The 20,143-nt window shown below is 66.7% G+C and carries 15 protein-coding genes, 1 tRNA gene and 1 pseudogene; 8 read left to right on the top strand and 9 right to left on the bottom strand.

What is annotated here, in order from left to right; translation table 11 throughout:
* Positions 1-3: 3 nt before the first annotated feature.
* Together AB0K37_RS00620 and AB0K37_RS00615 are read left to right on the top strand one after the other, a co-directional pair.
* Positions 4-429: a TIGR02611 family protein gene (locus AB0K37_RS00620; protein WP_363972586.1), complete on the top strand. Its 426-nt coding sequence runs from the start codon at positions 4-6 to the stop codon at positions 427-429.
* Between the two features lie 98 nt (positions 430-527).
* A tRNA-Val gene (locus AB0K37_RS00615) sits at positions 528-599 on the top strand.
* 91 nt (positions 600-690) lie between these two features.
* On the opposite strand, the gene AB0K37_RS00610 is transcribed toward AB0K37_RS00615, so the two are convergent.
* From AB0K37_RS00610 to AB0K37_RS00600, 3 genes and pseudogenes are all read right to left on the bottom strand, one after another.
* Positions 691-1,272: a site-specific integrase gene (locus tag AB0K37_RS00610; RefSeq protein ID WP_363972583.1), complete on the bottom strand. Its 582-nt coding sequence runs from the start codon at positions 1,270-1,272 to the stop codon at positions 691-693.
* Entirely contained in the window at positions 1,257-1,928 is a 672-nt protein-coding gene (locus AB0K37_RS00605) for a hypothetical protein (protein ID WP_363972580.1), read from the bottom strand. The genes AB0K37_RS00610 and AB0K37_RS00605 overlap by 16 nt, the downstream gene beginning before the upstream one ends.
* Positions 1,929-2,116: 188 nt before the next feature.
* A pseudogene (locus AB0K37_RS00600) lies at positions 2,117-4,030 on the bottom strand (DUF3987 domain-containing protein).
* 202 nt (positions 4,031-4,232) lie between these two features.
* On the opposite strand from AB0K37_RS00600, the gene AB0K37_RS00595 reads away from it, so the two are divergent.
* From AB0K37_RS00595 to AB0K37_RS00585, 3 genes are all read left to right on the top strand, one after another.
* Positions 4,233-7,376, top strand: coding sequence for an ATP-binding protein (locus AB0K37_RS00595; protein WP_363972578.1), 3,144 nt, complete (start codon positions 4,233-4,235; stop codon positions 7,374-7,376).
* A 1,244-nt stretch (positions 7,377-8,620) separates the two neighbouring features.
* Entirely contained in the window at positions 8,621-9,604 is a 984-nt protein-coding gene (locus tag AB0K37_RS00590) for an NADP-dependent oxidoreductase (protein WP_363972576.1), read from the top strand.
* 508 nt (positions 9,605-10,112) lie between these two features.
* Positions 10,113-11,756: a Na+/H+ antiporter gene (locus AB0K37_RS00585; protein ID WP_363972651.1), complete on the top strand. Its 1,644-nt coding sequence runs from the start codon at positions 10,113-10,115 to the stop codon at positions 11,754-11,756.
* Positions 11,757-11,957: 201 nt separating this feature from the next.
* On the opposite strand, the gene AB0K37_RS00580 is transcribed toward AB0K37_RS00585, so the two are convergent.
* The gene (locus AB0K37_RS00580) at positions 11,958-12,734 is read right to left on the bottom strand and encodes an SDR family oxidoreductase (protein WP_363972574.1); all 777 of its coding nucleotides are present in this window, start codon (positions 12,732-12,734) and stop codon (positions 11,958-11,960) included.
* 249 nt (positions 12,735-12,983) lie between these two features.
* Here AB0K37_RS00580 and AB0K37_RS00575 point away from each other — a divergent pair, with 249 nt between their 5' ends.
* Complete coding sequence (locus AB0K37_RS00575; RefSeq protein WP_363972571.1) at positions 12,984-15,734, top strand: AAA family ATPase; 2,751 nt, start codon at positions 12,984-12,986, stop codon at positions 15,732-15,734.
* A 398-nt stretch (positions 15,735-16,132) separates the two neighbouring features.
* Positions 16,133-16,681, top strand: a complete 549-nt coding sequence (locus AB0K37_RS00570) for a hypothetical protein (protein ID WP_363972568.1) — start codon at positions 16,133-16,135, stop codon at positions 16,679-16,681.
* On the opposite strand, the gene AB0K37_RS00565 is transcribed toward AB0K37_RS00570, so the two are convergent.
* Entirely contained in the window at positions 16,657-17,019 is a 363-nt protein-coding gene (locus AB0K37_RS00565) for a GNAT family N-acetyltransferase (RefSeq protein ID WP_363972566.1), read from the bottom strand. The two genes, AB0K37_RS00570 and AB0K37_RS00565, sit on opposite strands and share 25 nt — an antisense overlap.
* Before the next feature lie 132 nt (positions 17,020-17,151).
* A complete protein-coding gene (locus AB0K37_RS00560) occupies positions 17,152-17,568 on the bottom strand; it encodes a MarR family transcriptional regulator (protein ID WP_363972563.1) in 417 nt (138 codons plus the stop codon).
* Between the two features lie 62 nt (positions 17,569-17,630).
* On the opposite strand from AB0K37_RS00560, the gene AB0K37_RS00555 reads away from it, so the two are divergent.
* Positions 17,631-17,918: a DUF1330 domain-containing protein gene (locus AB0K37_RS00555; protein WP_173392871.1), complete on the top strand. Its 288-nt coding sequence runs from the start codon at positions 17,631-17,633 to the stop codon at positions 17,916-17,918.
* Positions 17,919-18,157: 239 nt separating this feature from the next.
* On the opposite strand, the gene AB0K37_RS00550 is transcribed toward AB0K37_RS00555, so the two are convergent.
* The 3 genes from AB0K37_RS00550 to AB0K37_RS00540 all read right to left on the bottom strand — a co-directional run.
* Positions 18,158-18,724 (bottom strand): flavin reductase family protein, encoded by a 567-nt coding sequence (locus AB0K37_RS00550; RefSeq protein WP_363972561.1) that lies wholly within the window; start codon positions 18,722-18,724, stop codon positions 18,158-18,160.
* Between the two features lie 72 nt (positions 18,725-18,796).
* Positions 18,797-19,573, bottom strand: coding sequence for an SDR family oxidoreductase (locus tag AB0K37_RS00545; protein WP_363972558.1), 777 nt, complete (start codon positions 19,571-19,573; stop codon positions 18,797-18,799).
* A gap of 38 nt (positions 19,574-19,611) precedes the next feature.
* The coding region (locus AB0K37_RS00540; RefSeq protein WP_363972555.1) for an SDR family NAD(P)-dependent oxidoreductase at positions 19,612-20,143 on the bottom strand (532 nt) is incomplete at its 5' end.

Here is a 20,143-nt window from a genome sequence, read left to right as displayed (position 1 = left end):
ACCGTGGCAATAAATCATGAAAAGGACTCCACGCCCTCGGAACCGCGCCTCTCCCACCGCTTCCGAGCCCGGATCCGGCGCAACCCCCTCCTCAACACCGCCTGGCGCGCCGGCGTCTTCCTCGCCGGCGCCGCCGTCCTCGCCGGCGGCCTGATCATGATGGTGACCCCCGGCCCCGGCCTCCTCGGCATCGTCATCGGCCTGGCCATCCTCGCCACCGAGTTCGCCTGGGCCCAGCGCGCCCTCCACCGCGCCAGGACCGCCGCCGACCGAGCCAAGGAGAAGGCCCTCGACCCCCGCACCCGCCGCCGCAACACCATCCTCGGCGCCCTGACGGCCGCAGCCCTGGCCGCCGCCCTGACCGCCTACCTGGCCGTCTACGGCGCGACCCTCCCCTGGAACATAGAAGACCCCACCTTCTGGACCTGACCGAAGCCCCGCCACCCGCACCGCAGCCACGGAAACCGGCGCGCGACCACCCCCGGAGATGCGCTAGAGTTTCCGACGTCGGAACACGCGTTCCGCAGGGGCGATTAGCTCAGTGGGAGAGCGCTTCGTTCACACCGAAGAGGCCACTGGTTCGAACCCAGTATCGCCCACCCCCTTATACGGCAAGGTCAGAGGCCACTTCCAGTATCTGGAAGCGGCCTCTTCGTCGTCTTGGAGACCTCCAAAGCGCCCCGAGCCTGACTAACTGCCTGACGGCGGCTCGATGATCAGCTCAGGGAAGATCCGATCCATGGCGGTCGCGCCCTCGTCCATCACGGGCCTGATCTGCTGCCGGTAGACCTTCTCGGTGACGGTCGGGCTCTTGTGCCCAACCAGGCGGGAGATGTGCTCGATCGGCACGCCGCGGTCCGACAGCACCGACACGAAGCTGTGCCGCATCTCCCGCGGCGTCCACTGCTCGGCCTCGAGGCCGGCCCGGGCGATGACGCGGCGGAACTCGCGCCGGACGTTGCCGGCGGCGAGCTGCGCGCCGGCCCGCGTGGCGAACACCAGGCCGTCGGTCCGCCCGTTGCGGTCCTCCCACAGCGCGACGAGGGGCGGGACGCAGCGTTGGGGGAGCTTGAGCGTCCGGCGAGATTTGGGCGTCTTGGTGTCGCCGGACGCGCGAACCGAGCGCCAGACGTAGACGGCGAACTCCTCATGCTCCCAGCCGGCCGCGCCCACCGGCCGCCACGCCTGACGCTCCTGGTCATAGGCGACGACGTGCGACCATTCCAGCCCCCGCAGCTCCTCGGTACGAGCACCGGTCAGCAGCGAAAGCACCACGTAGGCGCGTAGCCAGGGCGCGCGCTTTCGGCGGCGGTGAGAACGGCCTCGGCCTGTTCCAGCGTCAGCGACTTGGACGGCCGGCCGGGGCGTCCCTTGGGCAGCTCGCACAGCAGCACGACGTTCCGCTTCACCTTGTCGCGGGCCTGGGCCCGGGCGACGGAGCGTTTGAGGATGGACCGCAGCTCCTGAAGCGTGCGGGTGCTGACCTGCTTTGCCTTTCGGGTCAGCCAGGTGTCGACGTCGTCGGCCGAAAGCTCTCTGAGCTTGCGGGCGCCGAGCTCCGGGATGATGTGCTTGGCCGCCAGGAACCGCTTGGTCTGGACGGTGCTGGGGTCGCGGCCGTTAAGCCCGTGTTCAAGCCAGTTCTCTACGGCCTGGGCGACGGTGTATCTGGTGTCCTCGCTCGGCAGCCCGTCTTCGCGGTCGCGGAGTTTCTGGTGAAGCTTCTTGAGCGCCTTGCTCTTGCTCCGGTCGCTGGCGGAGCGGACGATCCGCTTGCCCTCCGGGGTGTACCCGATGGTGATCTCGGCGATCCAGCGCTGCCGGCTCTCACTCCAGCGCAGGCCGCCGTCCCCCTGCGGGCGCCGCTGGCGGGCGGCTTTGCTCCCTTCGTCCGGTTCTTCGGGGGTGGGGGCGGTGGTTCTGGGCATCGTGATCTCCTCTGAGTGTCGTCACGTTGGGTGACGGGGATCGGGTGCTGGCGAGGGGCTGTGCGGCTGCAGGTATGCAGGAAATGCAGAACAATTGATTTCTCTGCATTACTTGCAGGCCTGCAGGGGCTCGTCCGGGGGTTCGCGCCCTAAGGCAGTCACCGTGCGTAGCCGCCGCGGGGGTGTGGTTATGGGTCTCTGGGCGGATCTTCGAGGGTGTGTGGGTGGACCTCGTAGACGGTGGCGCGGACGCGGCCGGGGCCGCTGGCGCGTGGTGCGGAGGGGCGCCGTCTGATCCAGCCGTGAGCGTCTAGGACGCGTAGGCCCGCCTCGGTGTCGGCGACCTTGCGGAAGCGGGGGCGCAGGGCTTGGACGGCGTCGCTGGCGGTGAAGCGGTGAATGCCGGCGCGGGCGATCCAGTCGCGTAGGGCGCGGGCGTCGGCCAGGTCGGGGTCGGCGCCGATGAGGTCGTAGGCGGCTTGGGCGTGGGTGAGGAAGTAGTCGCCGATCTGGCGGGCGCAGGCGAAGGTGTCGGCGGTGATGGGGCGGTTCCATGTGCCGTGATGGTGTTGGGCGAGGTGGAGTAGGCCAGCGATGCGGACGACTGCGCCAGGGAGCTTGCCGCCCCAGTCGGGCATGTGGGCCAGGTCGTTGCCGGGGCGGAAGCGCGGTTCGGTTTCGCGCAGCAGGTCTTGGACGGCGCTGAGGCCGGTTTCGGTGAAGGTGAGCGTGATCGGTTCGGGGATGTCGTGCAGTCAGGTGATGAGGCCGGTGAGGGTGTCGGTGTAGGTCTGGGCGATGTGCGCGGGGATCAGTTCGGGGCTGGCGTCGCGGTAGCCGAGGAGTGAGGCCGGGACGGAGTAGAGCAGACGTCCGAGGAGGCCCTGGCCGCGGAATTGCGGGGTGTCGGCGAGGCCGGCCAGGACGTCGGGTTGGGTGCAGATGCCGAGGGTGACGTGTGCGGACTCGATGATTTCCGAGGGCCGACCGACGCGGTCGATGCGCATGCCTTCGCCGGCGTGGCCGTGCTTGAGGACGGCGAAGTTGGGGGCGCCGCTGTAGCGGCCGGCGGCGATCGAGAAGATCTCGCCCTCCGGGGACAGCACGGCCATCCGCCCGCCCTGCTGCGCGAGCTGAGAGGTCAGGACTTCGGGTGTTGCGTCGTCGGAGAACAGCCGCGGCTCGGCCGGTATCAGCAGCTCCTGGAGGCGTTCGGCGGCGATGCGCGCGTCTGCCAGGTGCTGCTCGCGGACGACGGCGTCAACGGCGTTGATCGCGGCATTCTCGGCCTTCTCCATGTCGGCCTCGGCGACGCGCCGCTGGATGGCTATGTCGGTGATGTAGGGCTGGGCCTGGTCGCGGAGCCTTATCTCGGCGGCGCGGATTGGTGCGGTCATGGCCGCGAAGACCTCGGACTTGCGGTTGCCGGGGCCGAGCGCGATGACGGTGAACAGGTTGGTCGGCTCGCGCCAGCCGCGCGCCTGCACCCAGACCTTTCCGCCGGCGGTGACGGCGAGGACGGCAAGGGCCAGACAGCCGGCCAGGTCGGGTGGTGTCTGGGTTTGTTCGGCCAGTCGGGCGGCGTATTCGGCGAGCCAGTCCGGCAGCATCGGTAGCGGGAAGGTCGGCAGTTCGCGGGCGGCCTCAAGCGGTGTGGGGGCCGGCCAGCCTCGGGTGTCCGGTGCGGTGATTTCCTGGACGGCCGAGGTGACCGAGGCGCGCAGGTCGAGGGCGTCACCGCCTGCGGCCTGGTGGCCGAGTTGGGTGAGGTGGATTCCGGTCATCGCGACGGTGCGGGCGTAGGCGAGATCGGCGACCCGGTGGGCGTAGTAGCCGGCCTGGGTGGAGGACACCGTGTCCTGGATGAGGGTGTGCAGGTAGGGGCCGCCGCCGACTTTGGTGAGGCGGCGCGGGCCGAGTTCGGCCGCGACGGCGGTCGGTTCGCAGGGGTCGCCGCGGTCGGCCAGGTCGCAGACGGCCTGCCAGATCTCCTGGTGGGCGGGCCGGTAGAACTCGCTGCCGTCCAGGACTTCGCGGGCGTCGACCACGGCCCGGGCCGACAGCATCATCGCCCCGAGGACCTGGCGTTCAGCCGAGTCCAAGATGCCCTGGCCACGCCCACCGTCGTCCCCGTCCGCCAACATGACGGAGTCCGTGTCCTCGGCTAGGTCTTGAGCGAGGACACGAGGTGAGTTGATCAGATCACCATGTGAGGACACTCAGAAGAACGGACTTGCTCCCCTGATCAGCGCAGATGCTTCTCGGAACTGCATGACTAGCCTCAGCCGGTTTACAATCGAGGACGTGGCGGACTCGAGCGCACAGGGCAAGTCGTTGTGGTCCCATGATCAGGCCAAGGCAGCAGCCGAAGGACTGCCAAGCGACCCGAGGAATACCGCGCCCGAGACGAGAGCGCGATACGAATATCAAGATGAATGCATCGCTCTCATAATCCTCACAAGACTCATGAGTGAGCGGCTCGCCGCCGTACTAATCGAGCATTCGACGGACTTGATTCTGCTTCCGAGTGACGGATCTCCCGAGTTGATTTCAATAAAGCATCGAGAGCCTAATCACCGAAGCGATCCAAATTGGTCATGGGCCGCATTGAAGAAGGACTCCGTCCTGGAGGATCTATACTGCGTGTGGGAAAACGCCAAGAAGTCTTGCAGTGTAGCTTTTGTGAGCAATGCGGGATTTGCTGGGCCAGCAAAGGATTTGTGGAAGGCTTGCACCAGCCACGCTCCTAGGGACATAGAAGCTGTCTCTGAGCGGGTGGCGCGGCAGTTGGGATGCTCCTCGAAAGAAGCGGCAGCCTTCCTCCAATCCCTCTCTTTCCCCTTGGAGCCATTGCCTCGACGAAAAGAAATAACGGATGTAGCGATTCGACGACTAGAAGAGTTTCTTGAGCAACAAGGTCGTTCTAGTCGCCATGCAAGCCAGTGTTATAAAGCTTTGCTGGATCTAATTCAAGAAGCCGGGACGGACACACCGCCAAGTAGGAGCCTGAGCGCGCCTGCACTGGGGGCAACCGTTAGAGAACAGATCGAGTCCGAGTTGTCTCATGCGAATTCTAAGAAATTTCTGGCTGCTGAGGCTATAAAAGCACACATTCTTGCATGCTGTGACAAGTTGCAAGCCCAGCATCTTCCGGATGTAAGTCCGGGGTGGGAACCAGATCCGCTGTTTACGGGGCGTGATGAAGAACTGGCAGCCCTGCGCTGGTTGCTGGCTGACAGTTGCCCCGACGCTGTTTCGCCTGTCGTCATACACGGACTTACTGGATGTGGTAAAACCAGTCTAGCCTTGCATTTTGCGGCCACGCACAAGGACTTCAGGTCTATCTTCATCGACGCTAGTGTACGGTCTCATGTAATTAACACTCTAACCGACCTAGGATTCCTAGAAGTTTCTCTAGAGTCGAGGGTTACCCTCGGTGGAAACAACGGATCTGTCGCATCCAGATTCCCCGAGAGTAGCGGCATACTTCTAATTCTGGATGGGGTAACAGATCCCGAAATATTGCGAGGACTAATACCGCGGCAAGCATTGTGTCGGGTACTTATTACGACAACGATGCCACACCTGGATGATGCTTACGAGCATCTTAATCTGGCGCCGTGGAAGAGGAGCGAGAGCATTGAATATGCCTCGAAGATTCTTCCAAGTTGGCCGTGGGATGACGTTGCCCGCGTGGTGACGAAACTTCACGATCACCCACTGGCAATTACGCAGGCAGCTAACTATTGTCGACTAATGAGCCTCGACGCGCAGGGGTATATTCATAGACTAGAGCGAACACCTTTGATTGTTCTAGATAAGGGTGAGGCTGCGGGGTATCCCAAATCAATTGTCCAAGCGATCCGCCTAGCTATCGCCTCCGCAGTTGAGCGAGAGCCACTAGCGCAAGGCCTCCTCTCTATCCTCGCTTGTCTTGGCTCCGATCGAGTTCCTGAGGAGGTGTTCTCTTGTAAGTCCTTGTGGACGTATGTAGGAGAATATCCGTCTATGCAGGAAGAAACAGTAGATGAGCGGCTATCCAAGCTAAAAGGAGAGGGTTGGGAGGCAAGAATCGCCCTTGAAGACGAGGCAAGTTTCGACTCTGCTTTAGAAGCCCTGGTTCGTCTCTCGCTTGTGCGGCGAGAACGAGATGGATTGATAACGCATCCGATGGTTCGCTTGATCGCGCGACGAACGACCAAGAATAACATCGAATGGTTGAGAGCTTCCTTCGGACTTCTCCTGGCTCCTATCTCTCTTGGAGAGCATACCCCAGCCAGCAAAGAACTTTATGCCTTGCATCTCGAATCAGCACTTCAACTCGCTCTGGAAGCAGAGATATACGGTCCTGCGGTGATTGCCGGAGCGTCGGAGGTGATCAAGCGGCTCCTTGACATGCATGACTTTCACTCCGCACTTCGTTATATTGAACCCACACTTAAGGAAGTAGTAGATCGTTCACAACAAGGATTGTTGCCAGGCAGCGCTCCCTTTGCGTTTCGTTTTTTCGGTGTGCTAGCTCTGCTTCAGGTGGGGAGAATAGAAGAGGCTCGCTCTCTTCTCGATGAAAATATTGAGTTGGCGGAACTGAGTGAAAACTTTCAAGCGATCGTTGATACTTGGAACATGCAGGCTCAAGTAGCCCTGTTTACCGGAGATCGATCACTTGCACTAGAGGTCGTCGATAAGCTGTCGCTAGCGCAGCGGAACTTTCAGGGGCTTGGAGAGCAATCTCTAGTTGTCTATCATAGCCTGACTCAGTTGCTATGGCTTCTCAATCGACATGAGGAGGCTAATGATCAGAATCAGTATGCGCTTCTCGAGTTGGATAGGTATCCTGGCGTAAGCTCTAACGTGCGCGATGCTATTTATGGCGATGCGGTGCTACTCGCCCGCGGGCGGTTGGATATTGCGGACCTAGTTAAGTACGGGCTCTTTAACTATGCGGCGGCTGAGGATGAACGAGTAACTCGTGGTGGGCAGTACAGATACATTGACAATACCTTGTCCTATGCAGATGCGGCGATAGACGCTGGCGATTTGAAGAAGACCGAGGCCTTGCTTGCTGGAGTCGATGCGGTGCTGCACAACTGGGTTGATAGCCCTGAGATTATCTCCAAGTTTCTGGGCGTTAGAGGCCGACTTGGGTTGCATTACATTCTGTCTGGTTCATTGGAAAAGGCTGAATCGACCTACGGGGACCTGCTCGAAGCCGCTGAATTACTGAAGAGGGCCGAGACCTCTTCTCGAACTGCACGCGCTGCAGTGCTAGTTCATCTTGCACAGGTCTGCTACTTTCTGCATCGACATGCCGAGGCAGTTGCTGCCGCCGAAGAGGCTGTAGAAATCGATGGGGAATTTTATGGCATGCGACATCCCGAGACTTTGACAGACCTTGAAATCTTGGCGGCTATGCACCACCCGTGCAGACGCTGCAGTGCTCGCTAAAAGGCTCGTTCGGCTAATTGGTGTCGGCCTCGATGGACACACCTTTTGTTTCCATCCGGAAAGGCAGCAGTCGTGATCTTGATTCCGTCTGCTCGGCCATGCCCACGTGCCTTCACATGAGCGCGGCAAAGCACGACCTAGTTCGCTGAGAAGCAGTCAGCCCTGAGCGGCCCGTGTGGTGTATCGCTGGAAGGTCGTACGTCCGGGACGCAAGCCTGCGTAAGGTGAGTGTCTACCTGGGTGACAGTCGTAGTGGACACGAATGGACGTCGACAGTTCGCGAGTTATCGCTGTGTGGAAGGGGAGTTGAGTCGGGCGCAGGTGAGCTTGGCTCAAACGAGGAGTCGGCGCCTGGCGCCAGGGGCCTACGCTCGTGGTGGCGGTAGAACTGCCGGTGGCGGTGCTGGCGGTGCCTGACGGGTTGCTTGACGATGGTGGCGCAACTGCGTGGACTCTGCTGGACCTTGGCAGTCGTGGACGCCCGAGGTGAGAGCCACGCTTACCTGCTCGAACGCCCCTTTCGATGCTTCACATCGAAGAGGCCACTGGTTCGAACCCAGTATCGCCCACCCCAAGTTTCCGCAGGTCAGAGCGTCGTCCACGGCGCGATCTCGTGTGTTGCCAATGAGCGCTTCGTAGTCTCGGGAGCCAGTTTCGGGAGCCACCGTACACTTCGCAGATTTCCGAAGCGCTCATACAGTCGGTCGATCACCCTGAGTGCGTCATTCCAGGCTGGTCGAGGTCGGCGGCGCGGCCAGGTCACCAGGCTGATCGGCGCAACGGTTCCGGCAGACCGTGATCCTGAACATCGTGTACGGCTTCTACCGCGTCGATCGCGGCACCCTTGGGCTCGACGGGCGGCTGATCTGTGGCCGGGGCGCCGCCGCGTCGTCGTAGAGATCTCCGAGTGGTGCCGGGTCGGGGCCGGTGGAGGTGAGCGTGACGGCTTGGATCGTTACGCCGGGCATGTCGGCGATGAGCTGCTCCCAGACTCATGGGCTGTGCCATGCGCCGTGGACGAGGACCAGGGCAGAAGTGGTTGCCGCCGGGACGGACGGCATAGGTGATTTTCGCCGACGCGTCCGGGCCGATGCGGGTGACAGCCTTGACGCAGGCCACGCCATGATGTTCCGGCCCTCCGCGGGCGGGGGCGTGGGTAAGGCGCCAGCCTGCGACCCGATCTGCTTCGGCGACCTTGCCCCGAGCGCGTTCCGGCCTCCTACCAGCGCCTCCAAGGAGAATTCATGTCCAGAGCAGTGAGATTCGACAGTTACGGAGGCCCCGAGGTACTGCGGATCGTCGAGGTGCCCAAGCCTGTGCCCGGGCCGGGACAGCTACTGGTCCGCACGGTCGTCGCCCCGATCAATCCTGGGGAGATTGGCATCCGGGAGGGGGCCTTCGCTGATATCTGGCCTGCGACCTTCCCCGAGGGACAGGGCAACGACTTCGCCGGATGGGTGGTCAGCACAGGCGAGGGCGTGACCGGTTTCGCCCCGGGCGATGAGGTCATCGGGTTCGCTCCTCGCGCGGCGCAGGCTGACTACGTGGCCCTGGACGCCGATGCCGTAGCACTCAAACCGGTGGGTGTCTCCTGGGAGGAGGCGGCGCCGCTGTCGGCGGTCGGGGCGACGGCCTGGGCGGCGGTCGACGCAGTCCAGCCCCGGCCGGGGGAGACCGTGGTGGTGTCGGCCGCGGCGGGCGGCGTCGGCGTCCTGGCCGCGCAGCTCGTGCGGCTGCGCGGCGCCACCGTCGTCGGTACCGCCGGGGGGCACAACTTCGACTTCCTCCGCTCCCTGGGGGTCGTCCCTGTCCCGCACGGCCCTGGCCTGGCCGAGGAGATCAGGAAGGCGGCTCCCGAGGGTGTGGACGCCTACATCGACACCTTCGGCCGGGGCAACGTCGATATCGCCATCGCACTCGGTATCCCGGCACACCGGATCAACACCGTCGCCGACCCCCTGGCGGTCCGCCGCTATGGCGTGCACGGCCGGGCTCAGGAGGACGCGTTCTCCCCTGTGCTGGTCGCCGAGCTGGCCGACCTGGTCGCCCGCGGCCGGCTGGCCGTGCCGATCAGCACGGTGTATCCGCTGGAACGGGTCGGCGAGGCTTATGTCGAGCTGGCTCGGCGTCACACCCGAGGCAAGATCGTTCTGAGCCTCGTTCCCGAGGCCGACCGCGAGCGGGAGCGCCAGGCACTGTTCGGTGACAGGTCCAGCAACCCGACGTAGGGCGCGACGACCGCAGCCGGCGCGGGAAGGACCCTGGCCTCCCGGAGGGCGACCCGCGTCCGCATGGATCGGCGTACTTCGATCCGACAGTGCGCCGACCAGCTCGACCAGGCCGGGGTCAGCCGATAGAGCAGGGTGCGCATTCGACCACGTTGCGGCTTGTAGACGGCTGGGTCGAAGACCGGCGGGCGCCCGCCGCGCGAGCCCGCGGCTGGCCCGTCCAGTCCGCCAGTCGGAGCGTTCGGGGATGGTGGCCCCGATTGGATCTTGGCGGTCAGGCCCCGGGCGACCGCCCGAGTGTCCTGCACGTGGGTTCGGCCCACCGGCCACCCCGAGCGGGCTGCGCGGGCAGAAGCGGCTCGATCCGCCCCCCTGGTGGTGAGGTGGCTTTTCTCGAACATTTCTTTGCTTCCGCTGATGCCTGCTGACTTCGGTGACCGTGGCAAGGTCGGCCCGGGAGGGGTCGGGGAAGTCCGATCTCCGTGGGTGGGCGGGAAGAGGTGTGGTGATGGTCCTGGCAACCGTTGTGGTCATCGTGGCCGCAGTCCTGCTCCTGACATGGGCGGCGCGCCACCTGCGGATCAGTGAGCCTCTGCTGTTGCTGGCCGGCGGGTGCTTGATCGGTCTGACTCCGGCCTTCGACTCGGTGTCCTTCCCGTCGGAGCTGGTGCTGCTGCTGTTCCTGCCCGCCTTGCTGTACTGGGAGGCGCTGACCACGTCGCTGCGGGAGATCCGAAGCAACCTGCGGTCGATTACGTTGCAGGCTACGGGTCTGGTGCTCGTCACTGCTGCGGCGGTGGCCGCGGTCGCGCACGCGCTGGGATTCAGCTGGCCGGTCGGGTTCGTGCTGGGCGCGGTGTTGGCTCCTACCGACGCCGTCGCGGTGGCAGCCGTTGCCAAGGGACTGCCGCGCAGGTGGCTGACCATGCTGCGGGCGGAGAGCCTGATCAACGACGGGACAGCGCTGGTGCTGTTCGCGGTGGCCGTCGACGTGGCCGTGGAGCAGCACCCGTTCTCCTTGCCCGGCACCACCCTGCGGTTCGTCGGCTCCTACGCCGGCGGCGTCGCGATCGGGATCGCCGTGGCCGCTGTCGTGGTCGCGTTGCGCCGCCGGATGCGCGAGCCGGTGCTGCAGAGCGCGCTCAGCGTCCTCACCCCGTTCGCGGCCTTCCTTCCCGCCGAGTTGGCGCACGTGTCCGGGGTTCTCGCCGTGGTCACGTGCGGTCTCATCCTCAGTCAGTTCGGGCCCCGCGTGATCGGGTCGGCCGCCCGCCTCCAGGCCGTCTCGTTCTGGGAGGTCACCAGCTTCGTGCTGAACGGCGCATTGTTCGTCATGATCGGGATGCAGCTGCCCGGGGCGGTGCGGGGGCTGTCATCGGTCTCGCTTCCGCGTGCCGTCGGGATCGCGGCGGCGGTCAGCGCGATCGTGATCGGCACGCGCATGGCGTGGTTCTACACCGTCCCTTATCTCGTCCGGCTGCTGGATCGCCGCCCGCAGCAGCGTCTGCGGCGCATCAGCGCCAGGCACCGGCTCCCGCTGGCCTGGGCGGGCATGCGCGGGGCGGTGTCGCTGGCGGCCGCGCTCGCGGTGCCGACGACGATGGCGAACGACCTTCCGCTGGCTTACCGAGACGCGATCGTGTTCATCACCGTGGTGGTCATCGTGGTGACGTTTGTGGCGCTGGGTCAGCCGCTTCCGGCAGTTCTGCGCTGGGCGAGGCTGCCCGCCGACACTGCGGAATCGGCCGAGGAGGAGATGGCGCTGCGTCGCATCGCCGAGGCGGCGCTTGAGGCGCTGCCGCGGCAAGCCGCTCGGCTGGACGTTCCCGAGCCGGAGGTCGCCGCGATCTCGGCCGAACTGCGCGCGCAGGCCGATGACACGAGCAACAACGCGCTGGCCGAGCGGGCCAGGCTCAGGAAGTTGGAACTGCAGCATGCGCTGCTGAGCGTCAAGCGCACCGCCCTGGTGCGGCTGCGCGACGAACGACGCATCGACGACATCGTGCTCCGGCGGATTCAAGAGATGCTCGACGTCGAAGAGGTCCGGCTGCAGGAGGAGTTCGCGCATGCGGCCGCCGGTGCCGAGGCCGAGCGGCGCACCCCGGACGTGGTGCGGGGCGACGACGCTGATCCCACCGGAAACTCGTCCTGACGAGCGGCCAGCTCCTGTCTGTGGCCGTTGGGCGCGTGCCAAGTCGCCGGGCCAGGGGAGGCCGCCGTTATCGAGGCAGGTGCCGGGGCGATGCCGGAGACGATTTTTGGCCTTGTTCCGTCGTGACGCCGCCGGCATCTTCGCCGGCGGCGTCGGCAGAGCCCCGAGGCGCTCACATCGGTGGGACGGGGCGCTCCGCGGTCAGACGGCTTGTGCGGTGGGAAGGATGGTGATCTCTGTGAGGTTGACGTGGCGTGGCACGGAGGCGATGAAGGCGACCGACTCGGCGACGTCTTCGGACTGCAGGCAGTCGATCTGCCGCAGCAGGTCGGCCATGAGCCGGGTGGCGTCGGGGTCGGTGACGTGATCGGGCAGCTCGGTGTCGACCATGCCCGGTTCCACGGTGGAGACGCGCACCATCTTGCGCCCCAGCTCGGTACGCAGGAGACGGGTCAAGTGGCTGAGGTAGGCCTTCGTGCCGGAGTAGACGGAGAATTTCTCCAGCACCCGGGTGGCCGCGATCGACGACGTGGTGATCAGGTCGGCGGGCCGGCCCTCGGCGGCGACCAGCTCCAGTGAGCGCACGAAGGCCTCGATGGTGTTCATCACGCCCTTGATGTTGAGGTCGATCTGGGCGTTCCAGTCGTCCACCTTCAGATCGCCGATCTGGGAGATGAGCTGTACGCCTGCGTTGGCGAAGACCAGGTCCGCGGGGCCGAGTTCGGCGGTGACGCGGTCGGCGGCGGCCAGGACGGCGGCGCGGTCCGTGACGTCGGTCGGCAGTGCGAGCGCGGCGCCGCCCCTGCCGGCGATGCGCTCGGCGGCGGCCTCAAGACGGTCCTTGCGGCGGGCCAACAGGGCGACCTTGGCGCCCAGCTGCGCCAGACGCTCGGCGGTGGCCTCACCGATGCCGCTGGAGGCGCCTGTCACCACGGCGACCCGGCCCTCCAACGGCGTTCCTGTGATGATCTGACTCATGATTGCCCCCTGGTCGATTCGGCTTTGTGCCGATGCTGCCGACGGCTTCGACCCGTCGGCATCGGTGACGACCGCCGATGTTCGTCCCTAGGCGATCGGATCTGCGCACGCTCGGCTGTGCTCGCATCACCCGGGAACCGCCGACCCCGGCGGGGCCGACCCCACCGCAAGATGCCGGGGAGTCTCGGACACCGGTTTTCGCAGGTCACGGAGTAGGGTGATATACGACTCTCGGAGCTGTCCCGACTGATGATCGATTTGCCTTCCCGTCCTGATTCCGCAGCGCTCGTCGGCCGGCAGAAGGAATGCGAACGGCTGGCCACGCTGGTGGAGGCTGCCCGTGGGGGATGCGGCGGTGCGTTGGTGGTCCGGGGCGAGCCGGGGATCGGCAAGACCGCGTTGCTGGAGGCCGCCTCCGCGACGCCGGGTTTCGAGGTGTTGCGGTGTGCAGGGGTCGAGTTCGAGATGGAACTGGCCTTCGGGGCGTTGCACCAGCTGTGCGCACCGTTGATGGACCGGCTGGGACGCCTGCCCCATCCCCAGCAGGACGCCCTGAGCACGATCTTCGGCTTGCGTGAGGGCGAGGCGCCTAATCGGTTCCTGGTCGGTCTGGCGGTGCTCACCCTCCTGTCGGAGGTCGCCGGCCGGCGTCCGCTGATCTGCGTGGTCGACGATGCGCATTGGCTGGATCACGCCTCGGCGCAGGTACTGGGCTTCGTCGCCCACAGGATCGGTTCGGAGCCGGTCGCATTGATCTTCGCCTGCCGTGAGCCTGATGACCGGCAAGAGCTGGCACGACTGCCTGAGGTGCTCATCGGCGGCTTGGGCCAGGCCGACGCTCGCGCACTTCTGGCTTCTCAACTCCACGCCGCCGTTGACGAGGGAGTGCACGAGCGTGTCATCGCCGAGGCGCGGGGCAATCCCCTGGCGCTGCTGGAGCTGTCGCACAGCATCGGGCCCGCCGAACTGTCAGGTGGGTTCGCAGGCTCCGATGGGCGCTATGTGCTGCCCCCGATCGAAAGAAGCTTGCAGCGACGGCTGAAGGACCTTCCCAGGCCGACCTTGCGGTTGTTGCTGGTGGCGGCGGTCGAGCCCGTCGGTGATCTGGCGTTGCTGTGCCGGGCCGCCGGGTTGCTCGGTGTCGGGATCGAGGCGGCGGCGCCCGCGCAGGCGGCCGGGCTGGTGGACATCGGGGTCGCGTTGCGGTTCCGGCATCCGCTCGTGCGTTCGGCGATCTACCGCGCCGCCTCACCGAAGGACAGGCGCAGTGCGCATGAAGCGATCGCCGAAGCCACCGACCCGTCCGCCGATCCCGACCGCCGTGCCTGGCACCGGGGACAGGCCACCGCCGGCCCCGACGCGGAGGTCGCCGACGAACTCGAACGCTGCGCCGACCGGGCCGCGAAGCGCGGCGGCCTGGCCTCGGTCGCCGCCTTTCTGGAGAACGCGGCCTTCCTGACCGCCGAGACATCTCCTCGGAACCGCAGAGCGTTGGCGGCCGCGCAGGCCAAGCTCGACGCCGGTGAACCTGAGGAGGCGTTGCGCCTGCTGGCCTCAGTGAAGACCGCGACCTTGGACCAGGCTCAGCGAGCCGCTGCCGAGACGCTGCACGCACGGATCGCCTTCAGCGCGAAGCGGGACGATGACGCGGTCGCCATGCTCCTGCGCGCGGCGGCGCTCACCGCGCCGGTCGACGCCCGGTCGGCGCGCGAGATCTTCCTGGAGGCGTTCGCGGCAGTGCTGTTCGCCGGCCGGTTCGGTCCCGCACCGCGTCTGGCCGAGACCGCCGAGGCGGCCCGCACGGTCCTGCCCGCGCCCTTGCCGGCACGGCCGCTCGACCTGCTCCTCGACGGGCTGACCACCGAGGTCACGCGGGGACTTCCGGTCGCCGCGCCGCTCCTGCGGGACGCCATCGGCGCCTACCGCGGACGAGAACCCGGGTGTGGCTGGATGTGGCTCGCGTGCAGCGCGGCGATGGACCTATGGGACGACGAGGCGTGGCGGGTACTCGCCGACCGCCAGGTCGACATCGCCCGCCGCGACGGGGCGCTGGCCTTCCTCCCCGTGGGGTTGAGCTACAGGGCCCTCGCACATATCCACGCGGGGCAGTTCTCCGCCGCCGCGGCGCTGATCGACGAGGCGTACTGCATCGCCGCGGACATCGGCACGCCGGCCCTTGTTTACGTGGACATCACCCTCGCCGCCTGGCGCGGAGACGGCGAACGCACCTCCACTCTCGCCAAAGCGGGAGTGCGGGACGCGACAGAGCGTTTCGAGGGAAGGCTGCTGACCGCCGTGGAATACGCCCAAGCCGTTCTGTTCAACGGGCTCGGCCGCTACGACGCCGCGCTGCGGGCATGCCGGCACGCCTGGGAACTCGACGAGCTCGGGTTCCAAGCATGGATACCGGCAGAGTTCATCGAGGCCGCGGCCCGCGCCGGGCGGCGGGATCTCGCCGCCCGGGCGCTGGCGCGGCTGCGTGAGCGGACCGGCGTGACCGACACCGACTGGGGTGCCGGGGTCGAGCTTCGTTCACGCGCCCTTCTGGCCACTGGCCGCCCGGCAGAGTCCCTCTACCGGAGTGCGATCAACCGGCTTTCCCAGTGCGAGGCCTTGGGGCACCTGGCACGCGCCCGACTGCTGTACGGCGAGTGGCTCCGCCGTGAGGGGCGGCGACGCGAAGCCCGCGAACATCTGCACGCGGCACACGAGATGCTGTCCACCATGGGGGCGGCCGCGTTCGCCGAGCGAGCAGCCCGCGAGCTGCGCGCCCTCGGCGAACGCCCCAGGGCAGGAGCGACGGACACGCTCGGCTCGCTCACTCCCCAAGAACTACAGATCGCGCAGTTGGTCGCCACCGGCGCCACCTCCAAAGAGGTCGCCGCCAAGCTGTTCTTGAGCCCTCGAACGGTCGACGCACATCTACGCAGTATCTTCCGCAAACTCAGCATCACCTCACGCCGCCAGTTGCGCGATCTTCCATTGGAGAAGCCTGCGTAGGAACGCTCAGCCCCTGTCCGGCGGCTTCTGTGTTGAAGCAGAGGAGCGCCCTGACCAGGGTGATCGCTGCTTGGTGGCGGCGGGTGAGCTTCGCCGCGCCTCCCCCCGAGCCGGGGAGAAGACTCAGCCCGACATGTCCGAGATACCCTTGGACCACAGCGGCACTTTCGGTGTCGCTGATGCCGGAGGGGCTGGGGTTGCCGGCCAGAACAAGAGTTGCCCCCTCCAGCCCTGCTCGTGTGAGTTCGGCGGTCACGGCCCGTGCCGCTGGGGACTGCCCGGCCGAGCCGTGCGAGGGCCGCTGACGAGAAGGCTTACGAGTCATCGATCTGGCGGCCTTCCCGACTTTTGGATCACCCAACTATTCGTGGCGGGATCACCGCCCTCAAGGAGTCGGCATGAACATCACAGTGATCGGACGCGGGCGGGTCGGCGGCGGCCTGGCGCGCCTCTGGGAGAAGGCCGGCCACCAGGTCCGCACTCTCGGCCGGGACGGCGGCGACGCCTCGGACGCCGACATCGTGGTGGTGGCGGTGCCCGGAGACACCATTGCCGAGGCACTGCGCAGGGTGACCGGGCTCAACGGGCAGGTGACCATCGACGCGACCAACCTCTACACCGAACGCGACAGCGCCTTCCCCTCCCTTGCCCACCAGGTCAAATCCATCATCGGCGGCCCCACCGCGAAATCCTTCTCCACCGTCTTCGCCGCCGCCTATGACCAGATCACCGCGCAGCGGGTGACACCGAGCAACCTCTACGCCGCCGAGCCCGCCGCCAAGGACGTCACCGCCCGGCTCATCCGCGACGCCGGCTTCGACCCGGTCTACGTCGGCGACCTCGACCCGGGTGCGCGACTGCTGGAGGACAGTTCCGGCCTCACGCGCGCGCTGGCCGGGCAGATCGGCCCCTTCTTCTACCGCTACGCCGTCCCCGGAGAGTTGTAGCCGCGGAAGGCGGGCCGGGCCGTCAGTCCGTGACGCGGCTGGTCGCCTGATAGCGCCAGGGGTCGTACTCCGGGTGCTTCGCGCTCCAGCCCGCGATGAAGGGGCACACGGGGCAAGAACCTGGCGTCCGAGGCCTTGACCATCTCCAACGCGGCCCTGGCCAGCGCAGATCCCACACCGCGCCCCTCGAACCGGGGCTCGACCTCGGTGTGGACGAAGGCGATGAGGCGCTGGGCCGGGATGTACTCGACGATCCCGGCGACCTGCCCGTCCACATACGCCTCAAGGCGGTTGCCGTCGGCTTCACGCACGGTGATGTCTGTCTTGTCGTTGGGCATCGTTTCTCCTTCGGAACGGATCGGTTCTGTCCTGGCCAGGATTGCGGCCTCTCCGCCCAGCCTTTTGTGCCGGAAGGCGCCGTCGCATCGGCGATGACCGCCGATGCGATCGCCGCCCGCGCCCCCGCGGCCTCAGGGACGGCCTCGCCCGTCGAGCTTGGCGAGCAACCCGCGGAGCAGCTCGCCCTCCTCGTCCGTCAGCGGCAGCGCGCGGGTGATCTCGTCCGGGATCTCAGCGGCCCGCTCGCGCAGCGCGGCCCCCTGGGGAGTGAGGTCGACGTCAACGCTGCGCTCGTCGTCGGTCCGGCGGCGACGCACGATGTGCCCGGCCGCCTCCAGACGTTTGAGCAGCGGCGTCAGGGTGCCGTGATCGAGATGGAGTGCCGCCGCGATCTCCTTGATCGTCACAGGGCCGCGCTCCCACAGCACCAGCATCACCATGTACTGCGGTTGGGTCAGCCCCACCTTCTCCAGCAAGGGCCGGTACACCGCCGCCACCGACCGCGACGCGGTCGCCAGCGAGAAGCAGATCTGGTCGTCGAGCCGCATGATCCCAAACTATCACGCGTCAACTTAACTTGTGCACAATATTCTTGTGTACTATGGCTGTCATGAGCGCATACATGGTCATCAGCGTCACCCCGGAGGACGAGGACAAGTTCCGGGAGTACGAGGCCGCCACCCTGAGTGTCGTCGGACGCTACGGCGGCGTTCCCATCGCCCGCGACGCCGAGCCGCTGGTCCTGGAGACAGACGCCAAGCCCGCCCTGGCCGTCATCCTGCGCTTCGACAGCAAGCAGGCGGTCGAGGCGTTCTACCACTCCGACGACTACGCCCCACTGAAGGAGTTCCGACACACCTTCGCCAAGGCCCACGCCCTGGTCATCGAAGGCCCGTGACGCCGGACACGGTCAACGTGCACCAGGCGCGGTAGCGCGCCTGGTGCATCCGCGCCCCGAGTTCGCCGCCGCGCCCGGCGGCGAGCTCGGCGGCATACCGGGGCGAGAGAATCGCCACCCCGATCAAGCGGCGAGTACGCCGAGCAAGGCCAGGGATCACGCTGCGCGGGATCCCGGCTCGACCCTCAGTCGTAGGTAGGGGCGGACCCGGTGGTAGGTACTCACCTACATCGTCACTGTCAGTCGGTGAGGTGGCGCCACTTGGTCATGCGGTGGCGCAGGTCGAGGGTGGCGGCGTTGGGGGAGAAGGTGCCGTCGCCGCGGTGGTGGAACTCGCCGTCGCCACGGCGAGGCGGGTCGATCCAGGCGCGTTCGGCGCGCAGGATCCACAGGTTGTGGTCGGCGGCCAGGCGGGCGTCGGCGACGGTGCATTCGATGTTGGCGAAGCACTCGCGCACCAGTGGTGCGGCGACCTCGGCGGCGGGGACGGGAGTGAAGCCGAACCTCTCCCACTTGTCGACGTCACGGCCGGAGCAGTTGCCCACGTCGACGACCCGTTCGGCCAGATCGATCGAAGGTATCGCCAGAACGCACTCGCCGGTGGCTTCCAAGGCGGCGTGGCTGTAGTCCCACGGCCCGACGATCAGGGCGATGAGACCGCCGTGAGCGACGGGCATGTTGAACCCGTTGGTCATCAGGTTGGCTCGACGGCCGTCGTGGGTGGACACCAGCAGTACGGGTCCGGGCTCGATGAGGCGGTGAACGTCGGCCAGCGGGTAGGCGGTCTTGGTCGATGCGGCGGACATAGGCGGATCCTTCCTGGTTGGAGCGGCCTGGCCGGGGGGCGACCGGTGTGCGGTCGCCCCCCGGCCGGGCTGCTAGATGGCCTGCGCGGTGGGCAGGACGGTGATCTCGGTGAGGTTGACGTGGCGAGGGGATGCGGCGATGAACGCGACGGTTTCGGCGAGGTCGGCGGACTGCAGCGGGGCGATGTCGTGAAGCAGACCCTCCATCAGCGCGCTTGCGTCGGGGTCGGTGACGTGGCTGGGCAGCTCGGTGTCGACCATGCCGGGCTCGATCGAGGCCACGCGGACCCCGCGGGGGCCGAGTTCCACGCGCATCAGCCGGGTGAGGTGGCTGATGTAGGCCTTGGTGCCCGAATAGATCGAGAACTTCTCCAGGATGCGGGTGGCGGCTATGGAGGAGGTGTTGATCAGGTCGGCCGGGCGGCCGGCGTCGGCCGCGGCGGTGAGCTGCGGCAAGAACGCGGCGATGACGTTCATGACCCCGGTGACGTTAAGGTCGATCTGCCGCTGCCAGTCCTCGACCCGCAGCTCTTCGATCGCCGAGATCAGCTGCACCCCGGCGTTGTTCAGGACGAGGTCGACAGGGCCGAACCGGTCGGCGATCCGGGCCGCGGCGTCGGCGACCGCGGCGCGCTGGGTGACGTCGACGGCGACCGCCAGGGCGGTGCCGCCGCCCGCATCGATGGCGGCGACGAGGTCGTCGAGCCTGTCCTTGCGGCGGGCCAGGACGGCGACGGAGGCGCCGAGTTCGGCCAGGCGCAGGGCGGTGGCGGCGCCGATGCCGCTGGAGGCGCCGGAGACGACGGCGACGCGGCCGGCCAGCGGGGTTCCGGTGAGCAGGGCGGACATGATGATCCTTTTGTGATGGGCCCGGGTGTGCGGGCCGGTCAGGCGGCGTCGTCGTGGGCGGTCGCGGCGGACTTGGCCCGCCATGGGGCCAGGTCGTCCTGGATCCGGGCGAGCAATACCTGGAGGCGGTCGATGGTGTCGGGACCGAGGTACAGGTGGGAGGGAAGCCTGTCCTGGGAGACGACCTCGTGGATCAGAGCGGCGCCCTTGACCGGGTCACCGAGTTGGGTGTGGTTGGCCTCCCCGGCCCAGTCGAGGGTCACGTGGGCGGGGGTGCCGTCGTAGTCGGGGATCCGCGAGCCGGCCGTGGACAGGGAGCTGGAGTCCAGGAAGTCGGTGCGCAGGACTCCCGGTTCCACGACCATGGCCCGGATGCCGAAGGGGGCGAGTTCGGCCGCGAGCGCCTCGGTGAGCCCGGCGACGGCGAACTTGGAGGCGCTGTAGAGGCCGACGCCCGGCTCGCCCTCGAATCCCGACCGCGATCCGATGTTGACGATCGTGCCCGAGCCCTGGCGCCGCATGACGGGCAGGACCGCGCGGGTCACGTCGATCAGGCCGAAGACATTGAGG

Source organism: Actinomadura sp. NPDC049753 (assembly GCF_040674655.1).
Lineage (GTDB): Bacteria > Actinomycetota > Actinomycetes > Streptosporangiales > Streptosporangiaceae > Spirillospora > Spirillospora verrucosospora.
This window is presented reverse-complemented; position numbering and strand designations above follow the sequence as displayed.

Bases quoted from the DNA above. Each gene is read 5' to 3' on its own strand.
- AB0K37_RS00550 (WP_363972561.1), bottom strand. From the start codon at position 18,724: ATGTCCGCCGCATCGACCAAGACCGCCTACCCGCTGGCCGACGTTCAC.
- AB0K37_RS00585 (WP_363972651.1), top strand. From the start codon at position 10,113: ATGGTCCTGGCAACCGTTGTGGTCATCGTGGCCGCAGTCCTGCTCCTG.
- AB0K37_RS00560 (WP_363972563.1), bottom strand. From the start codon at position 17,568: ATGCGGCTCGACGACCAGATCTGCTTCTCGCTGGCGACCGCGTCGCGG.
- AB0K37_RS00590 (WP_363972576.1), top strand. From the start codon at position 8,621: ATGTCCAGAGCAGTGAGATTCGACAGTTACGGAGGCCCCGAGGTACTG.
- AB0K37_RS00570 (WP_363972568.1), top strand. From the start codon at position 16,133: ATGAACATCACAGTGATCGGACGCGGGCGGGTCGGCGGCGGCCTGGCG.
- AB0K37_RS00575 (WP_363972571.1), top strand. From the start codon at position 12,984: ATGATCGATTTGCCTTCCCGTCCTGATTCCGCAGCGCTCGTCGGCCGG.
- AB0K37_RS00565 (WP_363972566.1), bottom strand. From the start codon at position 17,019: ATGCCCAACGACAAGACAGACATCACCGTGCGTGAAGCCGACGGCAAC.
- AB0K37_RS00605 (WP_363972580.1), bottom strand. From the start codon at position 1,928: ATGCCCAGAACCACCGCCCCCACCCCCGAAGAACCGGACGAAGGGAGC.
- AB0K37_RS00580 (WP_363972574.1), bottom strand. From the start codon at position 12,734: ATGAGTCAGATCATCACAGGAACGCCGTTGGAGGGCCGGGTCGCCGTG.
- AB0K37_RS00545 (WP_363972558.1), bottom strand. From the start codon at position 19,573: ATGTCCGCCCTGCTCACCGGAACCCCGCTGGCCGGCCGCGTCGCCGTC.
- AB0K37_RS00555 (WP_173392871.1), top strand. From the start codon at position 17,631: ATGAGCGCATACATGGTCATCAGCGTCACCCCGGAGGACGAGGACAAG.